The following is a 23,225-nucleotide window of genomic DNA, read 5'->3' on the forward strand; positions in this document are numbered from 1 at the left end:
TATACTCATAATAGATAAGCGAAAGGAGAGTTTACATATGATTAAAAAATTAAAAACATACAAAATAATTAAATTTATGAGAATGTCAATGGCGACAGCACTACTTTTCACAGCATCTGTTGCAACAATGGGTACAAATACAGTCTCTGCAGCGGCTGACTTCACTTGGCCTTGTGATTGCAATACGAGTAATATCACCCAGTATTTCAATGGGAGTGCTCATCCGGCCATGGATATTGCAAAAGGTGGAACGGTACCGATTTAAAACAAGGTGAAATATACAACGTTAAAGATATTAATCGCTTTGTAGATAGATCAAACAATACGGCTGAATTCTATCTAAAAAAAGATCACAACACATCGACTTATGCAAAAGTACAAGTATATGATTGATCTACAAGTTACAGTCTCAATCAAAAATGGAAGCATGTGATATATGGAAACAGATCCGAAATACACTGCGATTCATAGGATAAAGCTTGATAAAGAAGAGTAAAAAGATTTTATTTAACACTAGTTAACATTTAGAAGAAGACATTTTTATGTACAGTATGAATAAGTTGAAAATAGCCATGAAAGGTAAGATAAATATGAAAAAAATGATCACCGTTACGGGTATATTTGCAGTACTATCAGTGTGCGCCTTCGCATTTATAGCCCAAATGAAAGCAGATCACATGGAGTTTGCTGTAGTGGATCCAGACAAAGAAGTTACATTGCCTGGACCAACGCATACTGAGTTCTAGCTTTCAAGTATTAAAATCAAGTGAGCATCCCCTATAGATGCTTACTTGATTTTTTTTGTTTTTGATTTTAAGTGTTCTTTTACTTCTGATAATAGTTTATAGGTCTTATCTGCTTCGTTTGCTAAATGGAGATTTTGGTATGAATCATAGCTCATGCGTAAAAAGAAATGGGCGGTATCATACTCTCCTTCTGCATGGTGTATCTTCCCCATTAATCGGTATAAATTGGCTCGCATCATATAGTTATCATCATTTTCTAAAAGTAGTAAGGTTTTATTACACATCTGCTTCGCTTCCTGATCATTTCCTCTCTTAAACCAATATATAGCCATCTCTTCCATGATATAAGCTTGTAGTTCAACATTTTTTGTTTTTTGGTAGTATTGCAAACACTTGGCTAGATTTTCATAGGATTGGCGATAAAAACCAGTGGAAGACTCAATGATCGCCAGGTTATGTAGGGACATATAAAATTCTTCCTCATGGATATGTTCGAAAGTATGAAGTGCATCACGCGTATATTTCATTGCTTCTTCCATTTTCCCCATCTTTAAAAATGTACCGCCAAGTCCTCTCTGTAACATCCCTACGGTACGAGGCTCATCTAAGTATTGCGCTTCGTCAAGTGCTTCTTTGTAAATTTGAATAGCTTGATCGGCTTCACCTAAGCGCGTACAGGTTGTCCCTAAATAAGTTAAAACTTGAACGCGATTTTGTACTTGTTTTTTATTTTGGCTGATATAAGTTAAAGCTTTCTCGTAAAAATGGCGTGCGGCTTTAAAATCTTGCATTTTAAAAGAAGATGAACCGCACCCTACCAAAGCGCTTACGATTTTTTCGCTATGTGCTAACTTCATGAATTCGGGTAAGGCAAGCTTATAATATTGGAGCGCATCTTTAAAAAGATCGGTACCAAAATAAGCATACCCAATCAACAGTGCAGATTCACCGATCAGATAGGGATCAGTGGTGAGCTGAATAGCTTGTTTAGCTAAATGAACGCCTTCGTCTATATGGTTATTTTCTATTTTTTGGCGTGCGGAATTCAGAGTGATAAGCGCTCGCTCCATCTGGTGATCATGCTTATCTTCTAAAAAATATTGAATCGGCTTTCCAAGACGTTCGGCAATGATGGCTAATGCCTTGTGGGATGGGGTAGCGTTTCCTTTTTCAATCATACTAATGTAAGCTCTTGTCATATCAGTGCCCCCTAGCTGTGACTGAGACATGCCGAGCGATTTTCTCATTTCTTTAATTTTATTTCCTAACATAGAGGATTCCTCCATTTGTGAATCGATTCAAACACTATACTAATTTTATAATATAATAATTTCGAACACCAATTCTGTAAATAGAGGTGTTAATTAGCATAGAAATACACGACCCTAATATAGAAAAATCATGCAAACTGATACAGTGAAATAAATATTAAATTTTATGAGTAATTATACAAAAATTAAAAATGTATGTATTGTCAGTTTCAGGTATTCAAGTTTGGAATGCAAACAAAAAGGCTCTGTTTATAGCCTTTTCCGCAGTTGTACATTAAACTATTCACTCTTTAATGAAATAGTAAAATTGTTAATTTTTTATGAAGTTGCTTTTATATTCAAAAAATCATGTTATACTATCCCTGTAAGCAATTAAGGAGGGAATAATCATGATGAAAAAACTATTAGTGGTAACGACTTTAGCGTTTGGCATGTTGTTCTCGACAACACTTGCAACACCTGTAGAGGCTGCTAGTCAAAGCAACGTAGAGCAAATTGGAGAATATACAGTATATACTTATGCAAAAAGTGAATATCCAACTATGAGTTCTATTCCGAATCAGATTGATACACGTCCTCCTGGAACAATTGGAATTCCACACGTACTATACTTAAACTTTACACTAGACCTCGGCGACGAGTGGGTTGCTTTTTACGTAAGTACTTATTAATTGAATCGGATGTGCACCCTAAGGGGTGCATTTTCTTTTTTTGCTAGATTCCCAAAAATTAGGCCATTATGATACAATTTGGTTAAGAGATGCATTTTCAATTATTAGGTATTACCTATAGATCGAAATGAAAACGCTTTCAATTTAGCACTATCGTTAAAAAATTTCTAATGAGTTATTAATCGTTTGCTAACCGTTATTTCATGTGGAGATCAAATTTATCCTGTAAGGTAAGATGTATGGAAAAATGAATGGTAAAAGTTGTATGAGGGATGATCTGTCAATTAAATAATTATATATTCAAAAAAGTATGAAATCAGGTTCATCCTATTGAATTTGAGGAGGGGTATGTTTGAAAACCAAATGGTTTCGCTGGAGTACGATAATATTAATCATTTCTTTTGTAGTTGGGATGATGGGAAATGTTCCGCTTGTAGATGCATCTTCAGGACCGACATTCGATTTTAAGGAGTCTGAGTTTGATGCACCAAGCAAGAAAGGCTTTAAATACTGGTATAATGAACTTTTGAGCAATCATACACCACACCATAATGGTTATGACTTCATCACAGAAGAAGGTCAATCACAGGTGATTAAAGGGAAGTTTCAATATGGTGACTTTCGTAAGGATCTAGAAAGAGAGTGGGTATCGATTTATACCTACGCATTATTTGATTCTGATGCTTCCTGGCAAAAAATTGGCCGGGCAAAAACGAACTTAGACGGACGTATCCGCTTTGAAATCCCTGAGAATCAACAATTATCTACAGGTATTCACTTGGTGAAGCTGTGGGTCGAAGGGGATGGAACGAGTGCCAATATGTATGTGTATAACCTAGCTGAAGAGGCAAAAACGGTTGTTTTTGATATAGATGGCACATTAACTACAGATAATTTTGAAAATGTACGATCTTATTTGGAAGAACTGTGTGATGGGGACTATGTACCTAAAATGCATAAAGATGCCAACCGAGTGGCGCAGTATTATGCGGACAGAGGATATACCATTGTCTATTTAACCGCTCGTCCATATTGGTTAACGCATAAAAGTCAACAATGGCTAAAAGATCTAGGCTTTCCTAGAGGTGTGATCCATACTTATGATGATAGAGGACTTTTAGTCGGAGATAAGACAGCAGATTATAAAGAGGCGTATCTACATGAGATTGCAGCTCATGGAGCAAATATTCATTATGCCTATGGAAATGCAACTACAGATATTAAAGCATATCGAGACTTTGGGCTAGCTGGTGAACAGACTTATATCATTGGTCCAAACGCTGGTGATCGTGGAACGACTCCAATTCAAAGTTATACGGAGCATTTGAAAGACTTAAATGAAGAGTAGCATAGTGAGGAAGTTTGGTTAAAGTGAAAAGAGAAGCCATTTAGGCAAACGGCTTCTCTTTTCACTGATTCGCTTGACTAAGAAATGTAGCTAAATCTTCTTTAATCATTTCTTCGTAGAAACCAACCTCAGTTTCTACACCCTGTTCTTCTAAGTATTCAATTCCTTTTCCATCAACTTTTGGGAAAGGATCACGTATTCCAATTACCACTTTCTTTATACCGGCATTCGCCACTGCTACACAACAAGGGCCTGTACGACCATAATGTGCACATGGTTCTAAGGTGCAGTATAATGTAGCACCTCGTGCCTCGTTACCTGCCATCTCCAATGCTCTAATTTCGGCATGTGGACCACCTAAGTGTGCGGTGTGTCCTCGACCGATGATTTTTCCTTCTTTTACAATGATGGCTCCTACCGGTGGGTTGGTTCCGGTTTTCCCTTGTGCTTTCCGTCCTTCATAGATCGCTTCTAACATATAAGTTTCAGTCTCCATAGACATGGTCGGTTTCTCCTCTAAAATCAAACTGATCGGCCTCCGATTGATTATTCAGTGGAATCGTATTTCTTCTCTCCTATGATACCACTAAACTTTTGAACAGCAACTTGAAGTTCATGAGTACTCGGAAATTCCTAGGGTGTGATGAAGATTACCAGATTTTGCGAACAGGAAAGCCCCACTTTTTTAGGCGGATAAAAGCGAGATTGCTCGGTATCTCCTAATGAGAATGCTTAGAGTAACTATTTTTGATCATATAAATGAGTAAGCAATGTCATTCAACTTATAGTAGAATTTGTTCCTTTAAATGTTGAGTGGCAAAAGAAACTCCTACTGTGTAAATCGATTAGTGCTTGAAAAAAGGAATGAGAACACTGGTGGGGAGATCCTTAAGCTCGGGTGTTGGTGTGCTTGCGCACTCAAGCGATGTCCTTTTGCTTGTTCTGGAGTAGTTGTAAGAGGTCTGTCGCCAGTATGTGTAGGCTTTCCTACCTGTAAAAAAACAAGATAGCAAATACAAATATATGTTCGATTCCATTAAAATATATGTTACACTTAGCACATGATTAGAAATAATCATATCAATTTGTGACATTGGGGGAGCGTACATATGTTTCTCAGAATTGAGGATTTTTTACAAGAGTGGAAATTTGAAACGCAAAAGACCGCACAATTATTTGAGAATCTAACGGATGCGTCATTAACTCAGCAAGTGACAGATGATCATCGTACACTGGGCAGAATTGCTTGGCATATGACCGTGACGCTACACGAGCTCTTGTCACATACAGGTCTTACTTTCGATGGCTATGGTGACACTGATGAAATGCCCACTTCGGCAGTGGACATCAGAGATGCCTATCTACAAAATGCTAAGTCCTTAGTTGAAGCGCTCTCTAGTCAATGGACTGATGCAGATTTAACTAAATCCTCTTCGATGTATGGAGAAGAATGGCTAAACGGGTTAACGCTGCGCGTGCTGATCAGTCACGAAATTCATCATCGCGGTCAATTAACCGTTCTAGCGCGTCAAGCCGGTTTATCATTACCAGATATATACGGTCCAACACGTGAAAGCTGGATACAAATGGGTCAAGAACCACTACAATAAAGAGCGGAAAGAGAGGGAGACCTCTCTTTTTTTATTCTCAAAATAAAAAAATCATGCTAAAATCAAAATATACATTTTTTATCAGTTGTGTCAACCTGACTGGAGGTAGCGGTGTGATTACAATCGAAAATTTATCAAAAAACTATGGTGACATTCATGCGCTTAAAGATACGCGTCTAACCATCCCTGAAGGGGTTTGCTTTGGCTTGATCGGTCCAAATGGTGCCGGCAAATCGACTATGATGAAAATCTTATGTGGCATTATTGATCAATACGATGGTGAAGTGAAATTTGATGAAATGAGTGTGAAAGAGGATCCCAATTGGTTCAAAAAAAATATAGGGTATGTCCCGCAAGATATCGTGTTATATGAAAAGTTTTCTGCCATCTCCAATTTGTCTTTTTTTGGTGAAATGTATGGTTTAAGAGGAAAAGCGCTCAAGGAAAGAGTGGAAGAGATTCTCGTATTGGTAGGGCTGGAGAAAAGAGGAAAGGATGCAGTGAAAACTTTTTCTGGCGGCATGAAACGACGTATTAATATTGGATGTGCATTGATGCATAACCCGAAATATATCATCATGGATGAACCGACTGTGGGGGTAGACCCGCAATCTCGTAACTACATATTTGAAATGATTCATAAATTGAAAGCAGAAAATAAAACGATTTTATACTCGAGTCACTATATGGAAGAAGTAGAAAATCTATGCGAAGAGATTAGCTTAATAGATAATGGACAAGTGATTGAAAGTGGTAAGGTGACCGACATAATTGCAAAACACTCTAAACCAGGTGTATACGTTGAAGCGCCAGGAATCGAAGAAAGCATGCTACAACAGTTTGGAGGAGTGTTGAAAAAAGGGGAAGGTTTCCTCATTCAGTCTGATCAAGTCCTTATATTAGTAGATGCGCTAGCTAGCTGGCTCAAACAAGAATCATATCCAGTATTACGACTAGAAATCGCCCATATGAGCTTGGAAGATATTTTCTTACTACTTACTGGGAAGACATTACGCGACTAAAAGGAGAGGGAATCGTGATCGCAACACTGATCAAAAAAGAGCTAATCAGACTATTAAAAGACAAAGGAACGGTCTTCTGGTTGATTTTATTGCCGATTTTCTTCATATTTATCTTTGGTTTGATCTTTCAAGATCGTGATTATTCCTTTGAAGTACATTATACCGATTTGGATCAGTCCGTAGCATCGAAGCAGTTTATCCAATCTGTATCGGGTATTAAAGGTATAGACCTCAAAGCAGAGACGGAGATTGAGGATAGTAAAGAGCGAATCGAAACAGGTAAAATCAGAACTTATTTTGTGATTCCACAAGGGTTTGAAAGCGATCTAAAAGATGAAAAAAGCATAAAGATTGATTTCTTTTATGACGGAACCCAAAATGCTGGACAGGTGGTGGAGCCTGTACGTGCCGTACTAAACTCGGTCGTAGCGACTTACCAAGATAAAAAAATTGAAGGGTTTGTCAAAGCACAATTCCCACAGGATGAAGCTCTGGCAAAACAAGTCTTAACGGCACCGATAGAACTGCAAATGAACGAAATACAAGTAAAAAAAGTGAATACGATCACAACTATTATACCAGGCTATACCGTGATGTTTTCCTTTTTCTCGATTATCATATTAGCTCAAGTTTTTCTAAAGGAACATGAAAGTGGTATGCTGTCCCGCTTGCTCAGTACACCGATGAAGCGAACGCAGTACTTGATTGGGATGTGGATTCCTTTCGTTGGAATGGTCTTAGTGCAAATTGCCGTTCTGTTTGGATTTGGCTATTTGGTGTATGACCTAAAGCTAGGGGATATCCCTGCTATCATTGTATTATCCATTGCCTTATCATTTGCCGTAAATGCATTAGGCTTATTGATTACTTTTTTATCCAAAAACGAAAATATTGCCATCGCGGCTACCCAAGTCATCGCATTGGGCGGAGCGGCCTTAGGTGGTTTATGGTTTCCCATCGATCTCATGCCTGAAACGGTACAAAAAATAGCGGTTTTCGTGCCCCAGTATTGGGCACAAAAAGGATACGTGGATATTTTCTCTCGAGGTGCTCAGTTAGGTGATATTATCCCTTCCGTCATTGTACTACTCAGTTTAGCTGTTGTCTGTTTTGTAGGAGCACTAGCCAGTTATAAATATTACTTAAAAGATGCCAAACATTAAGCATAGAAAAAACGCACTCGCTATCGTTTATGAGAGGGAGTGCGTTTTTTTATATGTCAAATATACCATGTATTTTCTTGATAAAGATTCATGCTGAATAAATAAAAGAGTCGTATACCTATGCATATCTGTGAAATGCCAAGTATTATAGTTTTTATTATACAGGAAAATATTACCTTTTTTATCGAAAGCGATATATTAGACTAAAGAAAGTGAAATCTTAATGAAATGACATAATTGCCTTAAGTTTATTTTTTTATTTGATAAAGGATAAAGTTATCCCAACTAAATCGATGATTTTAAATAGGAATTAAGCAGGGAGAATGACATGTTACTTCCATATAAACGTCGTGTATTTTGGTTAATCAGTGCTATTGACTAGGAATAAATTATTTTAAGTAAATCCGAACATATGTTCTGTATTTTATGGTAAAATATATCTCTGAGGTGATCACATGTATATAAAAAAGATGCAGTCGTCTAATCACACACAATCTGAACAAGAAAAGTTGATCAATTCCCTTACCTATATATCGAAGCTTGCTGGTATCTCTCCCGAAGAAGATTTAGACTTATGGCTACAAGTACTAATTAGCAAATATCCAGAAATGGAGGAGGTTCTACAAAGTCTCAGAGAGTCTTTATTGTCATGATGGCTTATTTTCTTCGTCGAATAAGGCTTCTAACACTTTATTGGCTCTTCTAGCCTGCTCTTCCGTAATCTCTTTTCCACGAAAGAGAGGTTTAGTGCGCAAGATAATGGTTTCAAGATCAGGGGTTGTAGACTCGATTTCTTTTTTGAGGTCTTCAATGGATCTTTTTTCATTCGTACGATTTAGTAAATAATCAACAGAAATGTTGAATACATCTGCAATCTCTTTTAATCTTTCATATCGCGGTAATTTTCTACCATATTCATAGTCACCAATTGTTGATCGTCCAATATTGAGTCGTTCGGCTAAATCGCCCTGTGTCCAATTTTTTTCTTCTCGCAGTTGCTTCAATCGTTCTGAGAATTCCATGGCTTTTACCTCCATTATTTGATGATATATCAAAAGACGTCATATTTTTTGTTGACAGACGTCATTTAGCGTCATATAATATAAATATAGACGACAGTAGATGTCTATTCATAAAGTTTATCTGGGAGAGAATGGGGTTCATATGTAGACTTTTTTGTCGTCTTACGACGTATGTATAAATACATAAAGACGCTAATAACAGTCTAACATATTGAGATATACCGTGCAAGATTACATCATCTCTTATTTGCAAATCAATTAAATTTGGATTTTTGTAAATATTACCATAAAAATGCAGACAACTTAAACGTTATCGAATCTAAGTATATCATGCGTTTCTAGGTATTGTAAATAATGAGAAAGAGAGGGAGACAGTAGGTGGTTACTTATCAATGAATGCAGTATGAACAAACTTATACCATATATATGAAAATTATGGAAATTTACTGTAGAAAATGCAAGGTGGCCATGGAACCCAAGTGTTAGCATATATTTAACCGGTTATATATATGAGAAGATCATAGAGATTCAAAGTAAGGAAATAGATGAGTCGTGTTAATTATCCAAAATGAGGTTTTAAATAGAAATATCATGCTAATCAGCACGCTTGGGTATATAGTCTGAAAATGGAGGGTTCATATGCATCTGGCAACCATAAATTCCAATATAAAACAAAAATCTTGGAAGTACGTAGTCAAACAGCTGGAAAAGATGCTTTATGAATATACATTATTTCAAACATCATTAGATAATGAAGCAGAACTAGAAAAAGCGGGGTTATCAAATCATTATCCGTCCATGACTGCAAGCTACGAAGAGAAAGTAAGTCGGTCCTACTCCGAGTACCAATCCAGCACAGAAAAGTACGGCATCAAAAATGCCAGTAAGAAATTACGGGTACATCAAATGGAACGCGCTCTTGCAGTTCTTGTGGAAGACGAAAAAATGATCATACATCATAAATACTTACAACCCGAACGGATATCAGATAGTCTTGTTTATGATCAGCTCGGCATTTCCAGATCAACCTTCTACAGACACAAGAAAACAGCATTCGAAAAATTAGCAGTCGCACTTAATCTCTTACCAAGTAGGAACGAACTGGACTAGCGCAATGTGCAGGACACCTTGACAACCAGCAGTGTTGATTATCAAAAATAAACGTACCTTCCCATAAACGTTATCTAGCGCGATTTCATCTAACTTCAGCAGGTCACCTTCATTTCCCAGTTTAAGGGATTGGATGTAAGGCGGATTCATTAAAACCTTCCATGTCGTATCACCTTTAATGCCATCTACATTTACATGAAAGGTCTTACTAAACATATTATCATTGTTATTTATATTATTTAAAATTAATAATAAAGTAAAATGGGTCATCTATGTGAATGGGAAAAACGGAAACAAGGGGAAAGGTATGATCAAGAGATTGTTATCAATTCAATTTGTTTTAATCGTGGGATTATGCTTACTTGGAGTGGCGGTTAAGTGATATACGGAAAAAGGGGAAGCCATTGATGTTACAGTGCGATTCCTTTAGATGATGGGGGTAATATACTTAAAGTAAATAGAGGCTGAATGGGATGAGACTATTTTGAGACTATCTTGAGATCAAAAGTATGGAAAAGGGTGTTATTCTATTAGTAAGGAAAGGTCGCCACATAGCAGGCAGCGCTTATCAGTCGATAACGCTGTCTTTTTTATGCCTGAAATCGGAAAGGAGGGTTTGATCTCATTTATTCATAGTGCAGAAAGAAGGGAGTAGAATGTAATTTCAACAAGTAGACTACCAGTTAGTCCGCTATCTAGAAACGAAACTGACCGCGTTGTACGAGAAAATACAAAGTACTTCTTTTCCGAACAAGAAAAACTGCGTGAGATGGGCTTAGTTTATAGCAAGATGAGTGGTCTAATCCACGTTTATATGACAATCATTATCGCAGAGCATTAATTGTGGATATTTTATCCAATATAGCTGAGTATACTCCTACCTCTTAGCGTTAGCGTAGGTGGTGAGTAGTTCACAGAGACGAGGTTCATCATGATTTCTCGTACAAATCCCCGTTCCGTACCAGCTCCTATCGGTGATTACGCGCACCTTACCGTTGTACCTACTGGCGCAGATTTGCTGGTGTTAGCTGGACAAGTAGCCATCTTAGCCAGTGAAAATGTAGATGTAGAGCATGTAATCAAGGTGAATCTCTGGTTTACATCTCCAATTGATCGTGCATTATTTCAAAAGATATGGCGTCAGTTTCATCAAGGATCTCCGCCAGCGACTACCTTGGCATACGTAAGTGCCCTTGCACAACCCCATATACAGGTTGAAGTGGAAGTGTGGGCTGCACGGTATCCGGCTTAGTGTAATTCCAAGGTCAATTTTTCCCATGAACCCATTGAAGAACGATTGGCATGGACACTCCCATAGTTTTTAGCTACTAGATATTTTCCATTGACACTTTTTAGAGAGATTTGATTTCCAGTTGCTAAACATCCGCTTAGGTCTGTATGATTAATCAGCTCAAACGCTTCCCAGGATGGGGGTTTAGAAGCTTCGGCATCTAGGCGTCCTTTACCTACCAGTACCCGTTTCGATGTTGCTGAGCTGCTACCACCTACACTATTTACTACGGGACGTTACATGCACGGTATGAATGGAGTAAGTCGAGTGTCAATTGAATGGTATTGAGCAAATAGATCTTAGAACAGGACTTTAGCTGTAATAAGCAGAATAGCTAATACTATGATATAGTAGAATTTTATGTCTTAATAAGTGGAGGAGGGAATTTCATGGGAGATAAGAAATTATTAATTATTATTAGCAGTATTTTGCTCATTTTCTTCTTGTTACCCCCTGTTTTCTTTTATATGTTTGGTGTCACGATGAATTTTCTAGGATCATTAGAGGATCCTAGGGAGGATTATACCGGACTAGAAGGTAAAGTGGATCTATCACCTGATGATCGGCATATCGTTTTTTCTTACTATGACAAAGGGATTGCGTCGATCTACATAGCGAAGTCAGATGGGACAGAGGTGAAGAAAGTGACCTCTCCTCAAGACGAATCACATCTGTCACCTCGTTTTTCACCAGATGGTCGAAAAATCGTGTACCTAACTGAAGAGAAGGGAACCAGGAAGCGTGATTCGCACTTATATATCATGGATATGAATGGTTCGAATTCGAAGCCTTTAACTACAGGGTCGGAGCAAAGGATGAATCCTGTTTTCTCACCAGATGGAAAGCAAATTTACTTTTTTCAGTCGAATCAATTTGACTATGAATTAAGTAGCTATGTGAAGTTTGATATATATAGGGTGCCAAGTGATGGCTCTGTACCAGCAATACCAATTACAAAGCGGGAAAGAGGTTCTGTCTCAGACTTGATCATGACCGGAGATGGAGAAAAGTTGATTTATACCGATTTTACAAGTGGTGGAACGCAATTTAATGTCCTACCCATCAAAAATCCCCAAAAAGAGGAAACCTTTCACTTACAAGATAATTTTGGCCAAGTGGTAGATATTGTTAGTCCGGTACTTGCACCTAATGATAAAGATATCATTTATGCTTCGGTTAGTAATCGAAATGAGGCGGCTACATTCACATATGACTTATTTCAGATGAATATGGATCATAAAAAAGAAAAGCAACTGACCAACTTGCATTCGAATCTGGGATACCCAGTTTTCTTTCATCAACAAGATAAATTGCTCTTTGTAGAAGATCTCAATTGGCCGCAGAGCCCTTCCAAATATCAACTCATGCAGATGAATAGTGATGGTACTGATATTACGAAGATTGATTTACAGATGGTAAAATAAAAGTCAGCCTCCTTATATTAAGGGGGCTGACTTTCAGTGTCCACTTCTCGATGTCTCTGTTCTACTTAGTAAAGGTGAATTGAGCATTAGAGATAATTTTCACGCGAATACAATTTTGTGAATTAGATTATAGACAGAACATCAAAAGTGTAAATACCAGTGGAATGAAACTTCGCTGATAATGAACCAAAATCAATACAAAATATTGTCACAAAAAAACAAATATTATAAAATAAAAGTTAGAGGTGATTAAGTTTAAGAAAACTATGCTGTTTTTATTGGTAGCACTCACTATGGTCTTGTATAACGATTCTACGGTTTCAGCAGCATCGGTTAACTCGTTGAAAAATATGGAACCTGTATTTTCTTCTTTTGAGAGGTTGGCCCAAGGTAGCTTATCCTGTAGCTACAGATACGCCGCTTACGATTGCATATCAAGAATATCGAGGTGGCCAATGGTGGTCAGGATATTTAAAGAGACCTGAGTTTAACCCACCTTGTATAACTAAGTCTTCGGATCCAGACGTGTGGCAATGTACATATGGTGGGTTCACAACAGCGCATTGATAGCAAATCAAATTTTTTGAAAAACGAAAAGGGGAATAACAAATGAATTCACTGAATTTTATAAAGGTTTTTACTGTGGGTGTAATGATATTTTCTGCTGTACTATTTCCAACAAACGACAGAGCACTAGCTTTGGAAAGCATCGATTGTGCGATTCCTATGATAGACAAAAATGACCTGAAACCTTCTACGAGGATTCAATCAAAGAGTGGACAAGCTGTATATGAAGTTACAGATGAAAAAGAATGGGCTAAATTCAAGAATGATCAACTAGAATCTGGTAAATTATTGGGTGTAGCCATCTCATACAATAATCATCTAAATACAAACCCTATAAGTCATCCATTTCAGAAAATCGATTATGGATACTATTTGAAAAATATTACGACAAGTGAAATCTGTGGTGCAAAAGAATTGAGAAGTTCATATTATACGGGACCCGGTGAGGCGACAATCACGGTTTCTGAATCCATTGCTGCAACTTGGGAAGCTAGTGTAGGGGTAAGCGCAGAAGTCATTTCTGCTGAGTTGGGATTCACTGTGACCAGCACCTACTCTGTTTCCGATTCATATTCGATTGAACTTCCGGAAGGAGAAACAGTGAAGATAGTAGCTCGTCCGGTCTACAACGTATATCAATATGATGTATGGAAAGATCCACTTATTGGGAACGACTACTACTTAGGCAGTGGATCTGCATATAAACCGGTTGGCGTTTGTTTTTATTTCTATGATGTTTAAGGATCACCATATCTATATCTAAATGATCTTTTGAGATGGGTTAGTGGGATTTCAATCAGGTGGAGTAGAGTCTTCACCTGATTCCTCGATGTTTCCGCCTTGAGCCCTGCGACTTGTGCAATCAGTAGCACGCGTGAACCAAGCGAAGGTTCGTGTCAGACGATTAATCCCATATATGAGGACGGTCAATTCCCATTGTTCTCATATAATCTAACAACTGACCTGTATGAACAGATTCGTGGTATGCAATACGTAACAACATATCCCCAAGTTTTTTAATATAGCCACCTGCATCCAAAAGGTCAATTTCTATATTTTCTAATTCATCTGGACGCATTGTTTTAATGTATTTCAAAAATTCCTCACGAAAAGGTTTCGCAAATGCAAGTTCATCATCTACCGATATGAATTGTTTTTCTTCGAAGGGATTGTGCAAATGAGATAATACTTTACCGCCTCTCCCGATGAGAATTTGGTGAAAAAGATACTCAGCTTGTAATAAATGTCTAATCATTTCAGCACAAGTGAGAGCATCTTCATCCGGTTTCCAATTTAACATTTCATGGGGGATGGACTGCCACACTTTAATACTTCTAGATCTTATTTCTTCGAAATTCAAAATTATTAAATCGATAGCCTGCATCTAGACAAAACTCCTTCGCTTTTCAGTGTATAGTGATATTATACCAAAGGTGGTTATGGCGAAGTAGTGCAACGATCTTTTCACTTTCCCAGATAGAGAATCTAAAGCTATTCTTATAGCTGTAGTCAAGTGCTTCAAAGCTTTAATCTTTTCTTCACAAGCCACTCTATACATAATAAAAACACCTCCAATGATGAGGTGTCTAACAATGGGGGCAGTTCATTGCTAGCTAATATTCACTTCTAGGCGTTTCTGGTCTACGTGGTAGTTGTGGATCGGGGACAGGGGGGATCGATCTTGGAATTTCGGGGTGTGGGATATGAGGGTTTTGCCATCCAGGCATCATAGGCATGTGGTAGCCAGGCATGTAATATGGATAAGGCATTGCGGGGACTTGGCATCCTGGGGTTTGTGGCATACAAGGCATAGGCATTGTGTGGTACGGATACCCGGTTCCATAAGGCATATAAGGTGCATGTGGGGGCATCATGTACTGTTTATCCATTTTTATACTCCTCCTTAAGACATTACCCTATAGGATATGATTGTGCCCTTTATTATGTGTATCAGAGATGTTATTTTTTTAATCGTATATAGATGATCTTATCGGTTTTGAAAATAGTAGAAACCAGCTCAATATAGATGGATAAGATTGTGAGAAACCCCGAGAGGAGAATATGCGCTAGTATGCACTTCTAGGTGTTTCTGGTTGGCGAGGGACTTGTGGGGCTGGAACGGGAGGTACAGATCTTGGAATTCTTGGGTTGGGGGTGTATGGGTAGGGCCATCCAGGCATCTGAGGTGGATAAGGCATAACGGGTATGCCGTATCCCGGTATAGTAGGATATTGCCACATTGGCATAGTAAATAGGTGTGGATAGGGCATATAAGATAGGAATTGCGTATCCATTCTAAAGCTCCTTTCTGAGGTAGGATCTTATAGCGTATGATTATATCCCCACTTCTGTGAGCAGATCCGTTTTTCTGTTAGATGTGGATCATTACAAAATATGGGGTATGTCGCTTAACGTAAGTGTAGCGTTGGTGTCATCGTGTTATAACCAGTACATAGGGTCTGCTGATCGTTAAGGGCTAGTACGTTTCACTATTCCACGTTCAAATTGCCAAAAAGATGAATAAACGTTACTTATTTCCCATAAGGTAGAAACACCTATAGATACAGAATCAGTCTCTTGCAGATGATGGAGATCTTTTATGCTGGTTGGCTGTAGCAATTCTCTCAGTGGAATCGTGGGTACGTCCTGTATATCGAACCTATCAGGTGTTTCTTCTGTATATATTAAAAATTTAAATCATTAATCATTATAAACCTACATTATTTTCTTCTTATTTGTATAGATCATATGCTGAATGGATGTGATCTAAGGTATAATGAAAGGGAGAGGAGATATAGAGGAGTGAAGCCATGCTAGAGTATCATCTAGGTAATATGTTGGTACAGCTTACCTTATTTTCTGTATTTTGGGTCATTCCGATTATTATACTTATTCTTCTGTTAGCACAGATTAGACGGCAAAATAAAGAGATCACCAGTTTAAAAGAAGAAGTAGCAGAAATAAAGCGTATGAGTATGAAAGAATAGAACAAAATCCTGACTTGTATACACACCAGTAGGCGTGTATTTTTTGTTTAGAAAGGTATTTTGATTCAACATAAGTGCGGGTTTGTGGTAAAGTATGCATATGATACGAATGTAAAGGAGTAAGTGAGTATGGATATTTTGCAAGATTTACAGGATAGAGGATTGCTTTATCAACATACTGACCTAGATAGTTTACGCGAACGTTTGGCTGAGGGACCGATTACACTTTACTGTGGATTTGACCCAACGGCGGATAGCTTACATATTGGAAGTTTAGTACCGATCTTAACCTTGAGAAGGTTTCAATTGGCAGGTCATCATGTGATTGGCTTAGTAGGTGGAGGAACCGGTTTAATCGGTGATCCGAGTGGTCGCTCTTCAGAACGCTCGCTCAATACCCAGGAGGTTGTAGCTGGATTTAGTGACAAGCTCAAAGCGCAACTTTCTCGATTCCTCGATTTTGAGCAAGAAGAAAACCCAGCTCAAATTGCGAACAACTATGATTGGATTTCTGAACTAAGTGCGGTTGAATTGCTTCGTGATATTGGGAAACATTTTTCGATTAATAATATGCTAGCAAAAGAGTCCGTCAGTTCACGCTTAGAAAATGGAATATCATTCACCGAGTTTAGCTACATGGTATTACAAGCTTACGATTTCTTAGAGTTGTACAAGCGAAACGACTGTGAATTACAAATTGGTGGAAGTGACCAGTGGGGGAATATTACTGCTGGAACTGATTTGATTCGCAGAACGCAAGCTGAGAAAGTAAAAGCGCATGCGCTCACGATGCCGCTTGTCACCAAGAGTGACGGGGGTAAGTTTGGCAAAACGGAAGCCGGTACGATTTGGTTAGATGCCGACAAAACATCTCCGTACCAATTTTACCAGTTTTGGTTAAACACAGATGACGCAGATGTGATTCGCTTCCTTAAATTTTTCACTTTCTTGTCGTTAGATGAAATAGCGGTGTTAGAGCAAGCGGTGAAAGACGAACCACATAAACGAGAGGCGCAAAAACGACTAGCTAGTGAAATGACTCAATTGGTACATGGCGAAGAAGCGTATTTACGGGCTGTCCGAATTACAGAAGCCTTATTCCAAGGTGCCCTGTCTCGCTTATCTGCGGACGAAATAGCCGAAGGGCTACAAGATGTCCCATCAGCGCAAATTGCCGATTCCGACATGTTACTCATAGATGCTTTGATTCAGGTAGGGGCTGCCAGCTCCAAACGTGAGGCACGGGAACATATGAGCAATGGCGCGGTTTCAGTTAATGATGTAAAAGTGAGAGAGCTAGAAACTAAAGTTTGCGATCTTGATGCAATTGGTGGCAAGTACTTGGTAATTCGTAGAGGGAAGAAAAAATATTTCTTAGGTGAAATTTCTGCATAGAAATGACAGGGCTACGTGATAGAGGTAGCCCTGTCATTTCTCCATTTCAGCAGATTGAAGGAGTGGGAGTGAAGGGTGTTTGATAAAAGGATTCATAGAAGGCAGTATGCGTTGTAAGTGTCCAAGCCTACCATAGTGAATGATACGTCTAAATTCATCAAGTACAAAACGGCGATGTACGGGGTGGTAAAGCCAATTTTGGGGTGTAAGTGGTTTGCCGCTTATCTCAACGGAGACAGGTAAAGGTGTAAATTGGATGTGGGGTGGCATATGTTGCTTAAGAGTACGATATTGTCGCCCTACAGCGTATGCTTTGCTGACAAATAAAACGGTACGTGTGGAGTGAAAAGGGAAGGTTGCTCTTGCGTATAGGACATTTTGTAATGAATTAGTAGAGCGTGTTTCGATATGAACGGCGGATCGTGGAATACCCGATTGAAGTAATTTTTCTCGTATCACGATTGCTTCGGGTGTCTCCCCATAGATCCACGTGTTATGCCGTAAATTGGGCTGTTTTTTATAGCCTCCGGTAATGAGGATCTTATTTGTTTTATTTCCCCAGAAAGCAGAGGTGGCTGTCCGCCAAATGGCAGGATGAGATCCTCCAAAGATCAGCATTAAATCATAAGTATCAAGCTGTGGAAAAGATGAGGGATTAGAAAAGACAACTTCTGTAATCTTTTGAATTTGAACTTCACTTAGGAAGTACGGAGCGTAGTGATCGCTCATCCAAGATTCCCCCTTTTCCTTATTATACCATGTATAAGATAAAAGGAGATCATATGATTCAACTATTTGCCCTACATATCGATCCGATACTTACGGATAAGCAATTGACTCATCTACTATCCTTTGTAGACCGAGCAAAAAGAGAAAAAATTGTGCGTTATCATCGACGAATTGATGCCAAACGCTCTTTATTAGCCGATTTACTCATCCGTATGCAGATAGCGAAGCGATTTGAAGTAGATCCGAGAGAGCTTCAGTTTGCTTATAATCAGTATGGAAAGCCCTATCTGCAAGGTCACCCACAAGTTCACTTTAACCTTTCCCATGCAGGCGAATGGGTTGTGGGAATGTTAGGCTGTGAAGAGATCGGTGTTGATGTCGAGTGTATAAAAGAGCTGGATCATCGTATAACAGATGTCGTTTTTTCAGAAGCAGAGATGGCTCTATATCAAGAATTACCAGAGAATAGACGTCAGCATTATTTCTACAAGATTTGGACAGCAAAAGAAAGCTATGTGAAGGCTGTGGGGAAAGGATTATCGATTTCCCCACAAAGTATAACGGTTTGTATGGAAGAGCATCAGTCTTATATCGTAGGCAAAAAAAAGCAAATACGACACTATACATGGGTACCGGATTATGTGTTATGTGCTTGTGTGGAGAGAGTAGAACTTCCAACTGATATCATATATGTAGAAGAGAATGCGATTTATGGCTATTATGAAGTGCTTTGATCATCTGCAAAAATATCGATACCCCGTTGTTCAAGCACTAGAATTGCTTCTTCCAGCGGGAGGCGGGGTAGTTTGAATTCCTGTTCTACTACTGCGCGTATGTCTGCGATTTGTTTGAGTATATATACTTCTTCGTCTCCGGTATGTGTACGAATTTTAAATTGATTATTTGATAGTGAGAGTGAACGACCTTGCTCTGGTTGAAAAAGGAAGCATTTTAGCACTTGCATAAAATGTTTATCGGGTTGATAGGAACGAATGATTTCAGCTTCAATTTCACGATCGGTCAATTGCTGATCAATATGGAAGATCCAGTCGTTGTCGCTCGATTTACCTTTATTTACACGACGATAGTGGTACATGCCAGACGCTTTTATTGGTTCTAGATAGATGATTTCATGACCGAATTGAACTTGTTCTTGCACCCCATCTAGAAAACGAATGGGCTTAAAGAAGGGTGCACATGAGCCGCAGTCTAAAAATAACCATTCATCTCCTATTTCGACCAGTTTGACCAAGATACCTAAATGGCTGGTTCCCAGCATGATCAGTTTACATATATAGCCAAGTTCACTTAATAGATGGTATAAACTATAATTAGCTGTGAAACAAGTTCCGCCTAAGTCTTCCATTTCCATCTGTTTCACAAATTCTGCTGGATGGATGATTGCTGGAGTAAAATCAGGCGAGCGGTGCATACGGACTAATTTACTAATGTTTTCAAATGGAACTAGAGAGAGGTGTTGGGTTAAAATGCGCTTCAGATAGTCACATGTAGGGGATTCTTGCCCTAATTTTAAATAGGTTAAGTAGCGTGAAGTCCATGTGGGAATTGTTTTTGTCATATGTATCAACTCCTTATGCTTGGAAATTTCCCATTTCTAGTATGAATGATACCAGACTCAGGTCTTATGATCAGGGGTGTTGACAGCCAAATATGGAAACACAATGGAATGATGACATAGAAAAGGTGAGGGAATGAAAATTTTTAGTATTGTTTTGTTTCTCTTGTTATTATACATATTTATTAAAGTGTTTGAACTAAAAAAAGATCAAAAAAAGATGGATGTTCAGATTGCCATTTTGAAGAAAAATGTAGAGCATCAAAGACAGCTCATTACGTCATTAAAAGCGGAACAGACAAATGAGCTTGAATATCCGCGGCACACTTCACAAACTGCCGAACAACCTTCGTCCGAAAAATCAAGCGAAGAAGTGGTAGAAGAAAGTGAAGAAGTAGTTGAAGAAGTAACTACTGTAGAAGAAAGTGAAGAAGTAGTTGAGAAAGTGCCTGCTGTAGATGTGAAAGAGGTGTCTTCACCTAAGCAGGATAAAGAACACTCAAATAAAAAGACGCGTACGCGTGTTGATTGGGAGTTATTAATCGGAGGACGCTTGTTAAATCGAATTGGGGCACTTGCCTTAATTATTGGGATTGGCTATTTACTCAAGTATGCATTTGATCAAAATTGGATTTCAGAGCCTATGCGTATGTTGATGGGTGCAAGTTTAGGTGTGGGTCTTTTGCTGTATGGCAGTTACACCCACCGCAAGGGATATATGATATTTGCGCAAGGAATTATGGGCGTAGCAATCTCAGTATTGCATTTAAGTGTATTTATATCTTTTCAATACTATCATTTGATTTCGCAAGCGGTAGCTATGCTTGTTATGTCTGTGATCACGATGATTGCATTTCGCTATGCCCTTAAATATCAAGCACTCGCCATCTCAATATTGGCATGGGCTGGCGGGTTCCTGACACCATTTTTATTAAGCAACGGTGATTCAAATCCAGTAGGGTTGTTTACGTACCTATTATTTTTGAGTGGGGGATTATTGTGGGTTGTATGGAAAAAACCGACTTGGATGATCTTATATCCACTCACATTTGGCGCAACTCATGCCATATACTTTATATGGTTAACAGCAGCCTATGTGCCTGAAACAGAGAAAGCATTTGCTATGCTATTTAGTTTGTTATTTTGGCTATGTTTCAGTACTTATGATTTACTAAAGCGAATACATGCATGGGGGATATCGTCCATCGTAGATCATACGATTGTGTGTTTAAATGCGTATCTTTTATTGCAGTCTTTCATCATGATTACGAGTGTGAAGATGAATGGGTTATTTACATTTGGCTTGGCACTGATTTATTTTATCATTGTATACTTATTGAAGAAGAGACTGGGAGCGTTTTCATTCATCTATCTTGTCCCGGGGATTACACTTGCAACAGTGGCGGTTCCATTGCAGTTTTCAGCGTATATGGTAGCGATGCTATGGGCGCTGGGTGCACTTTCATTGATTCTTTGGGGAGTCAAATACTTTAAAAATGATTGGATATGGAAGATCGCACTTATGCTATTTGGTTTGGCACTATTTGATTTTCAGTATGTGTTGTTGTCAAGTGATCAAACATATGCCATTTTCTTTCATGAACGCACGCTTGCTTTTATAGTCATTGCACTTTCGTTGGTTGGAGGCGCGTATACCCTTAGAAAGGGTTACCGTATTGATGTTCAAGTTGTCCATCTCATTTATTTAACGGCCGTGTGCTTTATGACGTATTGGCAGTCACTCGAAGCGTGGAATATCTTTATTAACCATATTCAAATCGATTCATATTTGAACATGGTGTATATATTTACCATCCTATGGATGGCCAATACCATTCTCTATACATGGATAGCGAGTCGCTATCAAATTCGTAGTATCCTATACACTGGGATGGGGATCGGTTTATTTGCGGTTATATGTGGTATGAGCACTGCATTGCTTGATTTTTCAACTCAGTCTAATCTGGTTTTTGATATGCGTTCTATCACCTTAGCGATTTTAACGATTGGAATCGGTATTTTTCTGGCTTTGCTACACCAATTTGAAAAACAGGAAGTTTGGGTGAAGCGTGTACAACAAATTGGGCAAGTCATCATGGTCGTAATGGTATTTGAACTACTTACACTGAAGGTTACACATCTTTTTTATCACACTATGCCATTCCAAACTCTATTTGATAAGTTACCACTGGTTTTGGCATTGGTATGGGGCATCTATGGTGTCATTTTAGTAGAGCTTAGCGTTCGTAAATACGGGAAAATGGTGCGATACAGTGGATTATCTATACTCGGGTTAGCCATTGTGGTGGGGATGATCACAGGAATACATTATGAACCACTTGCACAATTTGTTGTGATATTAAACCTACGTTTTCTAGTATTGGCATTCCTGTTGTTAGGAATTAGTAGGGTGATGTGGCTACTCAAACCCGATATGAAGAAAGAGGGCTGGCTAAAGCATGGGAGGCTAGTTGGACAAATTCTTTTGATGACGGTTGTGTTTGAGTTGATTACAGTAGAAACATTCGATTATTTCCTAAAAGAAATGCAAGGGCAAACCGGCAATGTATATCAAGCATTAGCTTATACACGTGTACTGCTGTTGTCATCCATGTGGGGCGTGTACGCTGTGGGGTTATATTACTTGGGCGTGAAGCGTTTTGGAAAGCCCGTATATTATGGTGGAATTGGATTGTTGAGCTTGTCTGTGATTGTGGGTGCAGTGTGGGGATTAAGCTATCAACCCCTAACTGCATTTGATCTTGTGTTTAATTTGCGGTTTTTCACATTATGTTTATTAACCATAGGTGTAGCAGGGATGACTTGGCACTTTTCAATGGTTTCCAAGAAAGACGCATGGATGAAAATACTCAAACCTATTGGACAAATTGTACTCATCCTACTTCTCTTTGAAATGGTTACAGTAGAAACGCGCGATTTATACCATCACACACTGATGCTAGCATTAGATACAGAACAAAATATTTGGTTGAATCGTATGCAACTTGCGCTTTCTTTAGGCTGGCTTTCCTTATCTATTTTATTACTAACCTTAGGGTTGTGGCGACGCTTACGTATCTTTCGTATGGCTGCGATGCTTCTATTTGGGATATCAATTTTAAAGATATTTATCATTGATCTCTCGTTCCTTGAAACGCTATATCGTATTGTTTCCTTTATTGGATTAGGTGTGGTTCTATTAGGAGTATCATTTGCTTATCAAAAATTTAAGGATCATTTGTTATAACAATAAAATCATTCGAGGTCAAATCGAAACTGACCTCGAATGATTT

25 protein-coding genes are annotated in these 23,225 nt (G+C 38.5%); 17 read left to right on the top strand and 8 right to left on the bottom strand.

Translation table 11 applies throughout. The features are described from left to right. The first annotated feature begins 37 nt into the window (after window positions 1-37). The 3 genes from IC619_RS12370 (at window position 38) to IC619_RS12375 (ending at window position 746) form a co-directional block, all read left to right on the top strand. Entirely contained in the window at window positions 38-265 is a 228-nt protein-coding gene (locus tag IC619_RS12370) for a hypothetical protein (RefSeq protein ID WP_213260914.1), read from the top strand. A 29-nt stretch (window positions 266-294) separates the two neighbouring features. After that, on the top strand, window positions 295-393 hold the full coding sequence (locus IC619_RS17470) for a hypothetical protein (protein WP_488212619.1): 99 nt from the start codon (window positions 295-297) through the stop codon (window positions 391-393). A 197-nt stretch (window positions 394-590) separates the two neighbouring features. Next, window positions 591-746: a hypothetical protein gene (locus IC619_RS12375; RefSeq protein ID WP_191140510.1), complete on the top strand. Its 156-nt coding sequence runs from the start codon at window positions 591-593 to the stop codon at window positions 744-746. 41 nt (window positions 747-787) lie between these two features. Here the strand turns inward: IC619_RS12375 and IC619_RS12380 are convergent, their stop codons facing one another. Further along, a complete protein-coding gene (locus tag IC619_RS12380; protein WP_191140509.1) occupies window positions 788-2,017 on the bottom strand; it encodes a helix-turn-helix domain-containing protein in 1,230 nt (409 codons plus the stop codon). A gap of 389 nt (window positions 2,018-2,406) precedes the next feature. Between IC619_RS12380 and IC619_RS12385 the strand changes: the two genes are divergently transcribed. Together IC619_RS12385 and IC619_RS12390 are read left to right on the top strand one after the other, a co-directional pair. Then, window positions 2,407-2,688: a hypothetical protein gene (locus IC619_RS12385; protein WP_191140508.1), complete on the top strand. Its 282-nt coding sequence runs from the start codon at window positions 2,407-2,409 to the stop codon at window positions 2,686-2,688. Window positions 2,689-3,040: 352 nt separating this feature from the next. Beyond that, window positions 3,041-4,036 (top strand): LNS2 domain-containing protein, encoded by a 996-nt coding sequence (locus IC619_RS12390; protein WP_191140507.1) that lies wholly within the window; start codon window positions 3,041-3,043, stop codon window positions 4,034-4,036. A gap of 61 nt (window positions 4,037-4,097) precedes the next feature. On the opposite strand, the gene ribD is transcribed toward IC619_RS12390, so the two are convergent. Continuing rightward, window positions 4,098-4,538, bottom strand: a complete 441-nt coding sequence (ribD, locus tag IC619_RS12395) for a bifunctional diaminohydroxyphosphoribosylaminopyrimidine deaminase/5-amino-6-(5-phosphoribosylamino)uracil reductase RibD (RefSeq protein WP_191140506.1) — start codon at window positions 4,536-4,538, stop codon at window positions 4,098-4,100. A 607-nt stretch (window positions 4,539-5,145) separates the two neighbouring features. Here ribD and IC619_RS12400 point away from each other — a divergent pair. From IC619_RS12400 to IC619_RS12415, 4 genes are all read left to right on the top strand, one after another. Further along, complete coding sequence (locus IC619_RS12400) at window positions 5,146-5,646, top strand: DinB family protein (RefSeq protein WP_191140505.1); 501 nt, start codon at window positions 5,146-5,148, stop codon at window positions 5,644-5,646. A 113-nt stretch (window positions 5,647-5,759) separates the two neighbouring features. Next, entirely contained in the window at window positions 5,760-6,668 is a 909-nt protein-coding gene (locus IC619_RS12405; protein WP_191140504.1) for an ATP-binding cassette domain-containing protein, read from the top strand. A gap of 14 nt (window positions 6,669-6,682) precedes the next feature. Next, on the top strand, window positions 6,683-7,831 hold the full coding sequence (locus IC619_RS12410; protein WP_191140503.1) for an ABC transporter permease: 1,149 nt from the start codon (window positions 6,683-6,685) through the stop codon (window positions 7,829-7,831). Between the two features lie 455 nt (window positions 7,832-8,286). Further along, entirely contained in the window at window positions 8,287-8,484 is a 198-nt protein-coding gene (locus tag IC619_RS12415) for a hypothetical protein (RefSeq protein WP_191140502.1), read from the top strand. On the opposite strand, the gene IC619_RS12420 is transcribed toward IC619_RS12415, so the two are convergent. Further along, a complete protein-coding gene (locus IC619_RS12420; RefSeq protein WP_191140501.1) occupies window positions 8,479-8,853 on the bottom strand; it encodes a helix-turn-helix domain-containing protein in 375 nt (124 codons plus the stop codon). The genes IC619_RS12415 and IC619_RS12420 overlap by 6 nt on opposite strands. A gap of 639 nt (window positions 8,854-9,492) precedes the next feature. On the opposite strand from IC619_RS12420, the gene IC619_RS12425 reads away from it, so the two are divergent. The 4 genes from IC619_RS12425 to IC619_RS12440 all read left to right on the top strand — a co-directional run bounded on the left by IC619_RS12425 (window position 9,493) and on the right by IC619_RS12440 (window position 13,986). Next, window positions 9,493-9,963, top strand: coding sequence for an ArpU family phage packaging/lysis transcriptional regulator (locus tag IC619_RS12425; RefSeq protein WP_191140500.1), 471 nt, complete (start codon window positions 9,493-9,495; stop codon window positions 9,961-9,963). Window positions 9,964-10,894: 931 nt separating this feature from the next. Next, window positions 10,895-11,215 (top strand): RidA family protein, encoded by a 321-nt coding sequence (locus tag IC619_RS12430; RefSeq protein ID WP_249669854.1) that lies wholly within the window; start codon window positions 10,895-10,897, stop codon window positions 11,213-11,215. A 428-nt stretch (window positions 11,216-11,643) separates the two neighbouring features. After that, complete coding sequence (locus IC619_RS12435) at window positions 11,644-12,678, top strand: TolB family protein (protein ID WP_191140499.1); 1,035 nt, start codon at window positions 11,644-11,646, stop codon at window positions 12,676-12,678. Between the two features lie 609 nt (window positions 12,679-13,287). Next, window positions 13,288-13,986: a hypothetical protein gene (locus tag IC619_RS12440; RefSeq protein ID WP_191140498.1), complete on the top strand. Its 699-nt coding sequence runs from the start codon at window positions 13,288-13,290 to the stop codon at window positions 13,984-13,986. A gap of 163 nt (window positions 13,987-14,149) precedes the next feature. On the opposite strand, the gene IC619_RS12445 is transcribed toward IC619_RS12440, so the two are convergent. From IC619_RS12445 to IC619_RS12455, 3 genes are all read right to left on the bottom strand, one after another. Next, on the bottom strand, window positions 14,150-14,629 hold the full coding sequence (locus IC619_RS12445) for a DinB family protein (protein WP_191140497.1): 480 nt from the start codon (window positions 14,627-14,629) through the stop codon (window positions 14,150-14,152). 229 nt (window positions 14,630-14,858) lie between these two features. After that, window positions 14,859-15,134: a hypothetical protein gene (locus IC619_RS12450; protein WP_191140496.1), complete on the bottom strand. Its 276-nt coding sequence runs from the start codon at window positions 15,132-15,134 to the stop codon at window positions 14,859-14,861. Between the two features lie 177 nt (window positions 15,135-15,311). Continuing rightward, a complete protein-coding gene (locus tag IC619_RS12455) occupies window positions 15,312-15,539 on the bottom strand; it encodes a hypothetical protein (RefSeq protein WP_191140495.1) in 228 nt (75 codons plus the stop codon). 516 nt (window positions 15,540-16,055) lie between these two features. Here IC619_RS12455 and IC619_RS12460 point away from each other — a divergent pair. Further along, the gene (locus IC619_RS12460) at window positions 16,056-16,232 is read left to right on the top strand and encodes a hypothetical protein (RefSeq protein ID WP_191140494.1); all 177 of its coding nucleotides are present in this window, start codon (window positions 16,056-16,058) and stop codon (window positions 16,230-16,232) included. Window positions 16,233-16,361: 129 nt separating this feature from the next. After that, on the top strand, window positions 16,362-17,627 hold the full coding sequence (tyrS, locus tag IC619_RS12465; RefSeq protein WP_191140493.1) for a tyrosine--tRNA ligase: 1,266 nt from the start codon (window positions 16,362-16,364) through the stop codon (window positions 17,625-17,627). A 33-nt stretch (window positions 17,628-17,660) separates the two neighbouring features. On the opposite strand, the gene IC619_RS12470 is transcribed toward tyrS, so the two are convergent. Further along, entirely contained in the window at window positions 17,661-18,356 is a 696-nt protein-coding gene (locus IC619_RS12470; RefSeq protein ID WP_191140492.1) for a YdcF family protein, read from the bottom strand. A 53-nt stretch (window positions 18,357-18,409) separates the two neighbouring features. On the opposite strand from IC619_RS12470, the gene IC619_RS12475 reads away from it, so the two are divergent. Beyond that, window positions 18,410-19,090, top strand: coding sequence for a 4'-phosphopantetheinyl transferase family protein (locus IC619_RS12475; RefSeq protein WP_191140491.1), 681 nt, complete (start codon window positions 18,410-18,412; stop codon window positions 19,088-19,090). On the opposite strand, the gene IC619_RS12480 is transcribed toward IC619_RS12475, so the two are convergent. Beyond that, window positions 19,075-19,935: an arylamine N-acetyltransferase gene (locus tag IC619_RS12480; RefSeq protein WP_191140490.1), complete on the bottom strand. Its 861-nt coding sequence runs from the start codon at window positions 19,933-19,935 to the stop codon at window positions 19,075-19,077. The genes IC619_RS12475 and IC619_RS12480 overlap by 16 nt on opposite strands. A gap of 133 nt (window positions 19,936-20,068) precedes the next feature. On the opposite strand from IC619_RS12480, the gene IC619_RS12485 reads away from it, so the two are divergent. Then, complete coding sequence (locus IC619_RS12485; protein ID WP_191140489.1) at window positions 20,069-23,179, top strand: DUF2339 domain-containing protein; 3,111 nt, start codon at window positions 20,069-20,071, stop codon at window positions 23,177-23,179. Window positions 23,180-23,225: the final 46 nt, after the last annotated feature.

It is taken from the genome of Polycladospora coralii, from assembly GCF_014773435.2.
Classification (GTDB): Bacteria; Bacillota; Bacilli; order Thermoactinomycetales; family Thermoactinomycetaceae; genus Polycladospora; species Polycladospora coralii.

What these genes read in the sequence shown, in the direction of transcription:
- IC619_RS12370 (WP_213260914.1), top strand. Translation starts at nt 38, where the DNA reads ATGATTAAAAAATTAAAAACATACAAAATAATTAAATTTATGAGAATG.
- IC619_RS12375 (WP_191140510.1), top strand. Translation starts at nt 591, where the DNA reads ATGAAAAAAATGATCACCGTTACGGGTATATTTGCAGTACTATCAGTG.
- IC619_RS12380 (WP_191140509.1), bottom strand. Translation starts at nt 2,017, where the DNA reads ATGTTAGGAAATAAAATTAAAGAAATGAGAAAATCGCTCGGCATGTCT.
- IC619_RS12385 (WP_191140508.1), top strand. Translation starts at nt 2,407, where the DNA reads ATGATGAAAAAACTATTAGTGGTAACGACTTTAGCGTTTGGCATGTTG.
- ribD (WP_191140506.1), bottom strand. Translation starts at nt 4,538, where the DNA reads ATGTCTATGGAGACTGAAACTTATATGTTAGAAGCGATCTATGAAGGA.
- IC619_RS12400 (WP_191140505.1), top strand. Translation starts at nt 5,146, where the DNA reads ATGTTTCTCAGAATTGAGGATTTTTTACAAGAGTGGAAATTTGAAACG.
- IC619_RS12415 (WP_191140502.1), top strand. Translation starts at nt 8,287, where the DNA reads ATGTATATAAAAAAGATGCAGTCGTCTAATCACACACAATCTGAACAA.
- IC619_RS12420 (WP_191140501.1), bottom strand. Translation starts at nt 8,853, where the DNA reads ATGGAATTCTCAGAACGATTGAAGCAACTGCGAGAAGAAAAAAATTGG.
- IC619_RS12425 (WP_191140500.1), top strand. Translation starts at nt 9,493, where the DNA reads ATGCATCTGGCAACCATAAATTCCAATATAAAACAAAAATCTTGGAAG.
- IC619_RS12430 (WP_249669854.1), top strand. Translation starts at nt 10,895, where the DNA reads ATGATTTCTCGTACAAATCCCCGTTCCGTACCAGCTCCTATCGGTGAT.
- IC619_RS12435 (WP_191140499.1), top strand. Translation starts at nt 11,644, where the DNA reads ATGGGAGATAAGAAATTATTAATTATTATTAGCAGTATTTTGCTCATT.
- IC619_RS12440 (WP_191140498.1), top strand. Translation starts at nt 13,288, where the DNA reads ATGAATTCACTGAATTTTATAAAGGTTTTTACTGTGGGTGTAATGATA.
- IC619_RS12445 (WP_191140497.1), bottom strand. Translation starts at nt 14,629, where the DNA reads ATGCAGGCTATCGATTTAATAATTTTGAATTTCGAAGAAATAAGATCT.
- IC619_RS12450 (WP_191140496.1), bottom strand. Translation starts at nt 15,134, where the DNA reads ATGGATAAACAGTACATGATGCCCCCACATGCACCTTATATGCCTTAT.
- IC619_RS12455 (WP_191140495.1), bottom strand. Translation starts at nt 15,539, where the DNA reads ATGGATACGCAATTCCTATCTTATATGCCCTATCCACACCTATTTACT.
- IC619_RS12460 (WP_191140494.1), top strand. Translation starts at nt 16,056, where the DNA reads ATGCTAGAGTATCATCTAGGTAATATGTTGGTACAGCTTACCTTATTT.
- tyrS (WP_191140493.1), top strand. Translation starts at nt 16,362, where the DNA reads ATGGATATTTTGCAAGATTTACAGGATAGAGGATTGCTTTATCAACAT.
- IC619_RS12470 (WP_191140492.1), bottom strand. Translation starts at nt 18,356, where the DNA reads ATGAGCGATCACTACGCTCCGTACTTCCTAAGTGAAGTTCAAATTCAA.
- IC619_RS12475 (WP_191140491.1), top strand. Translation starts at nt 18,410, where the DNA reads ATGATTCAACTATTTGCCCTACATATCGATCCGATACTTACGGATAAG.
- IC619_RS12480 (WP_191140490.1), bottom strand. Translation starts at nt 19,935, where the DNA reads ATGACAAAAACAATTCCCACATGGACTTCACGCTACTTAACCTATTTA.
- IC619_RS12485 (WP_191140489.1), top strand. Translation starts at nt 20,069, where the DNA reads ATGAAAATTTTTAGTATTGTTTTGTTTCTCTTGTTATTATACATATTT.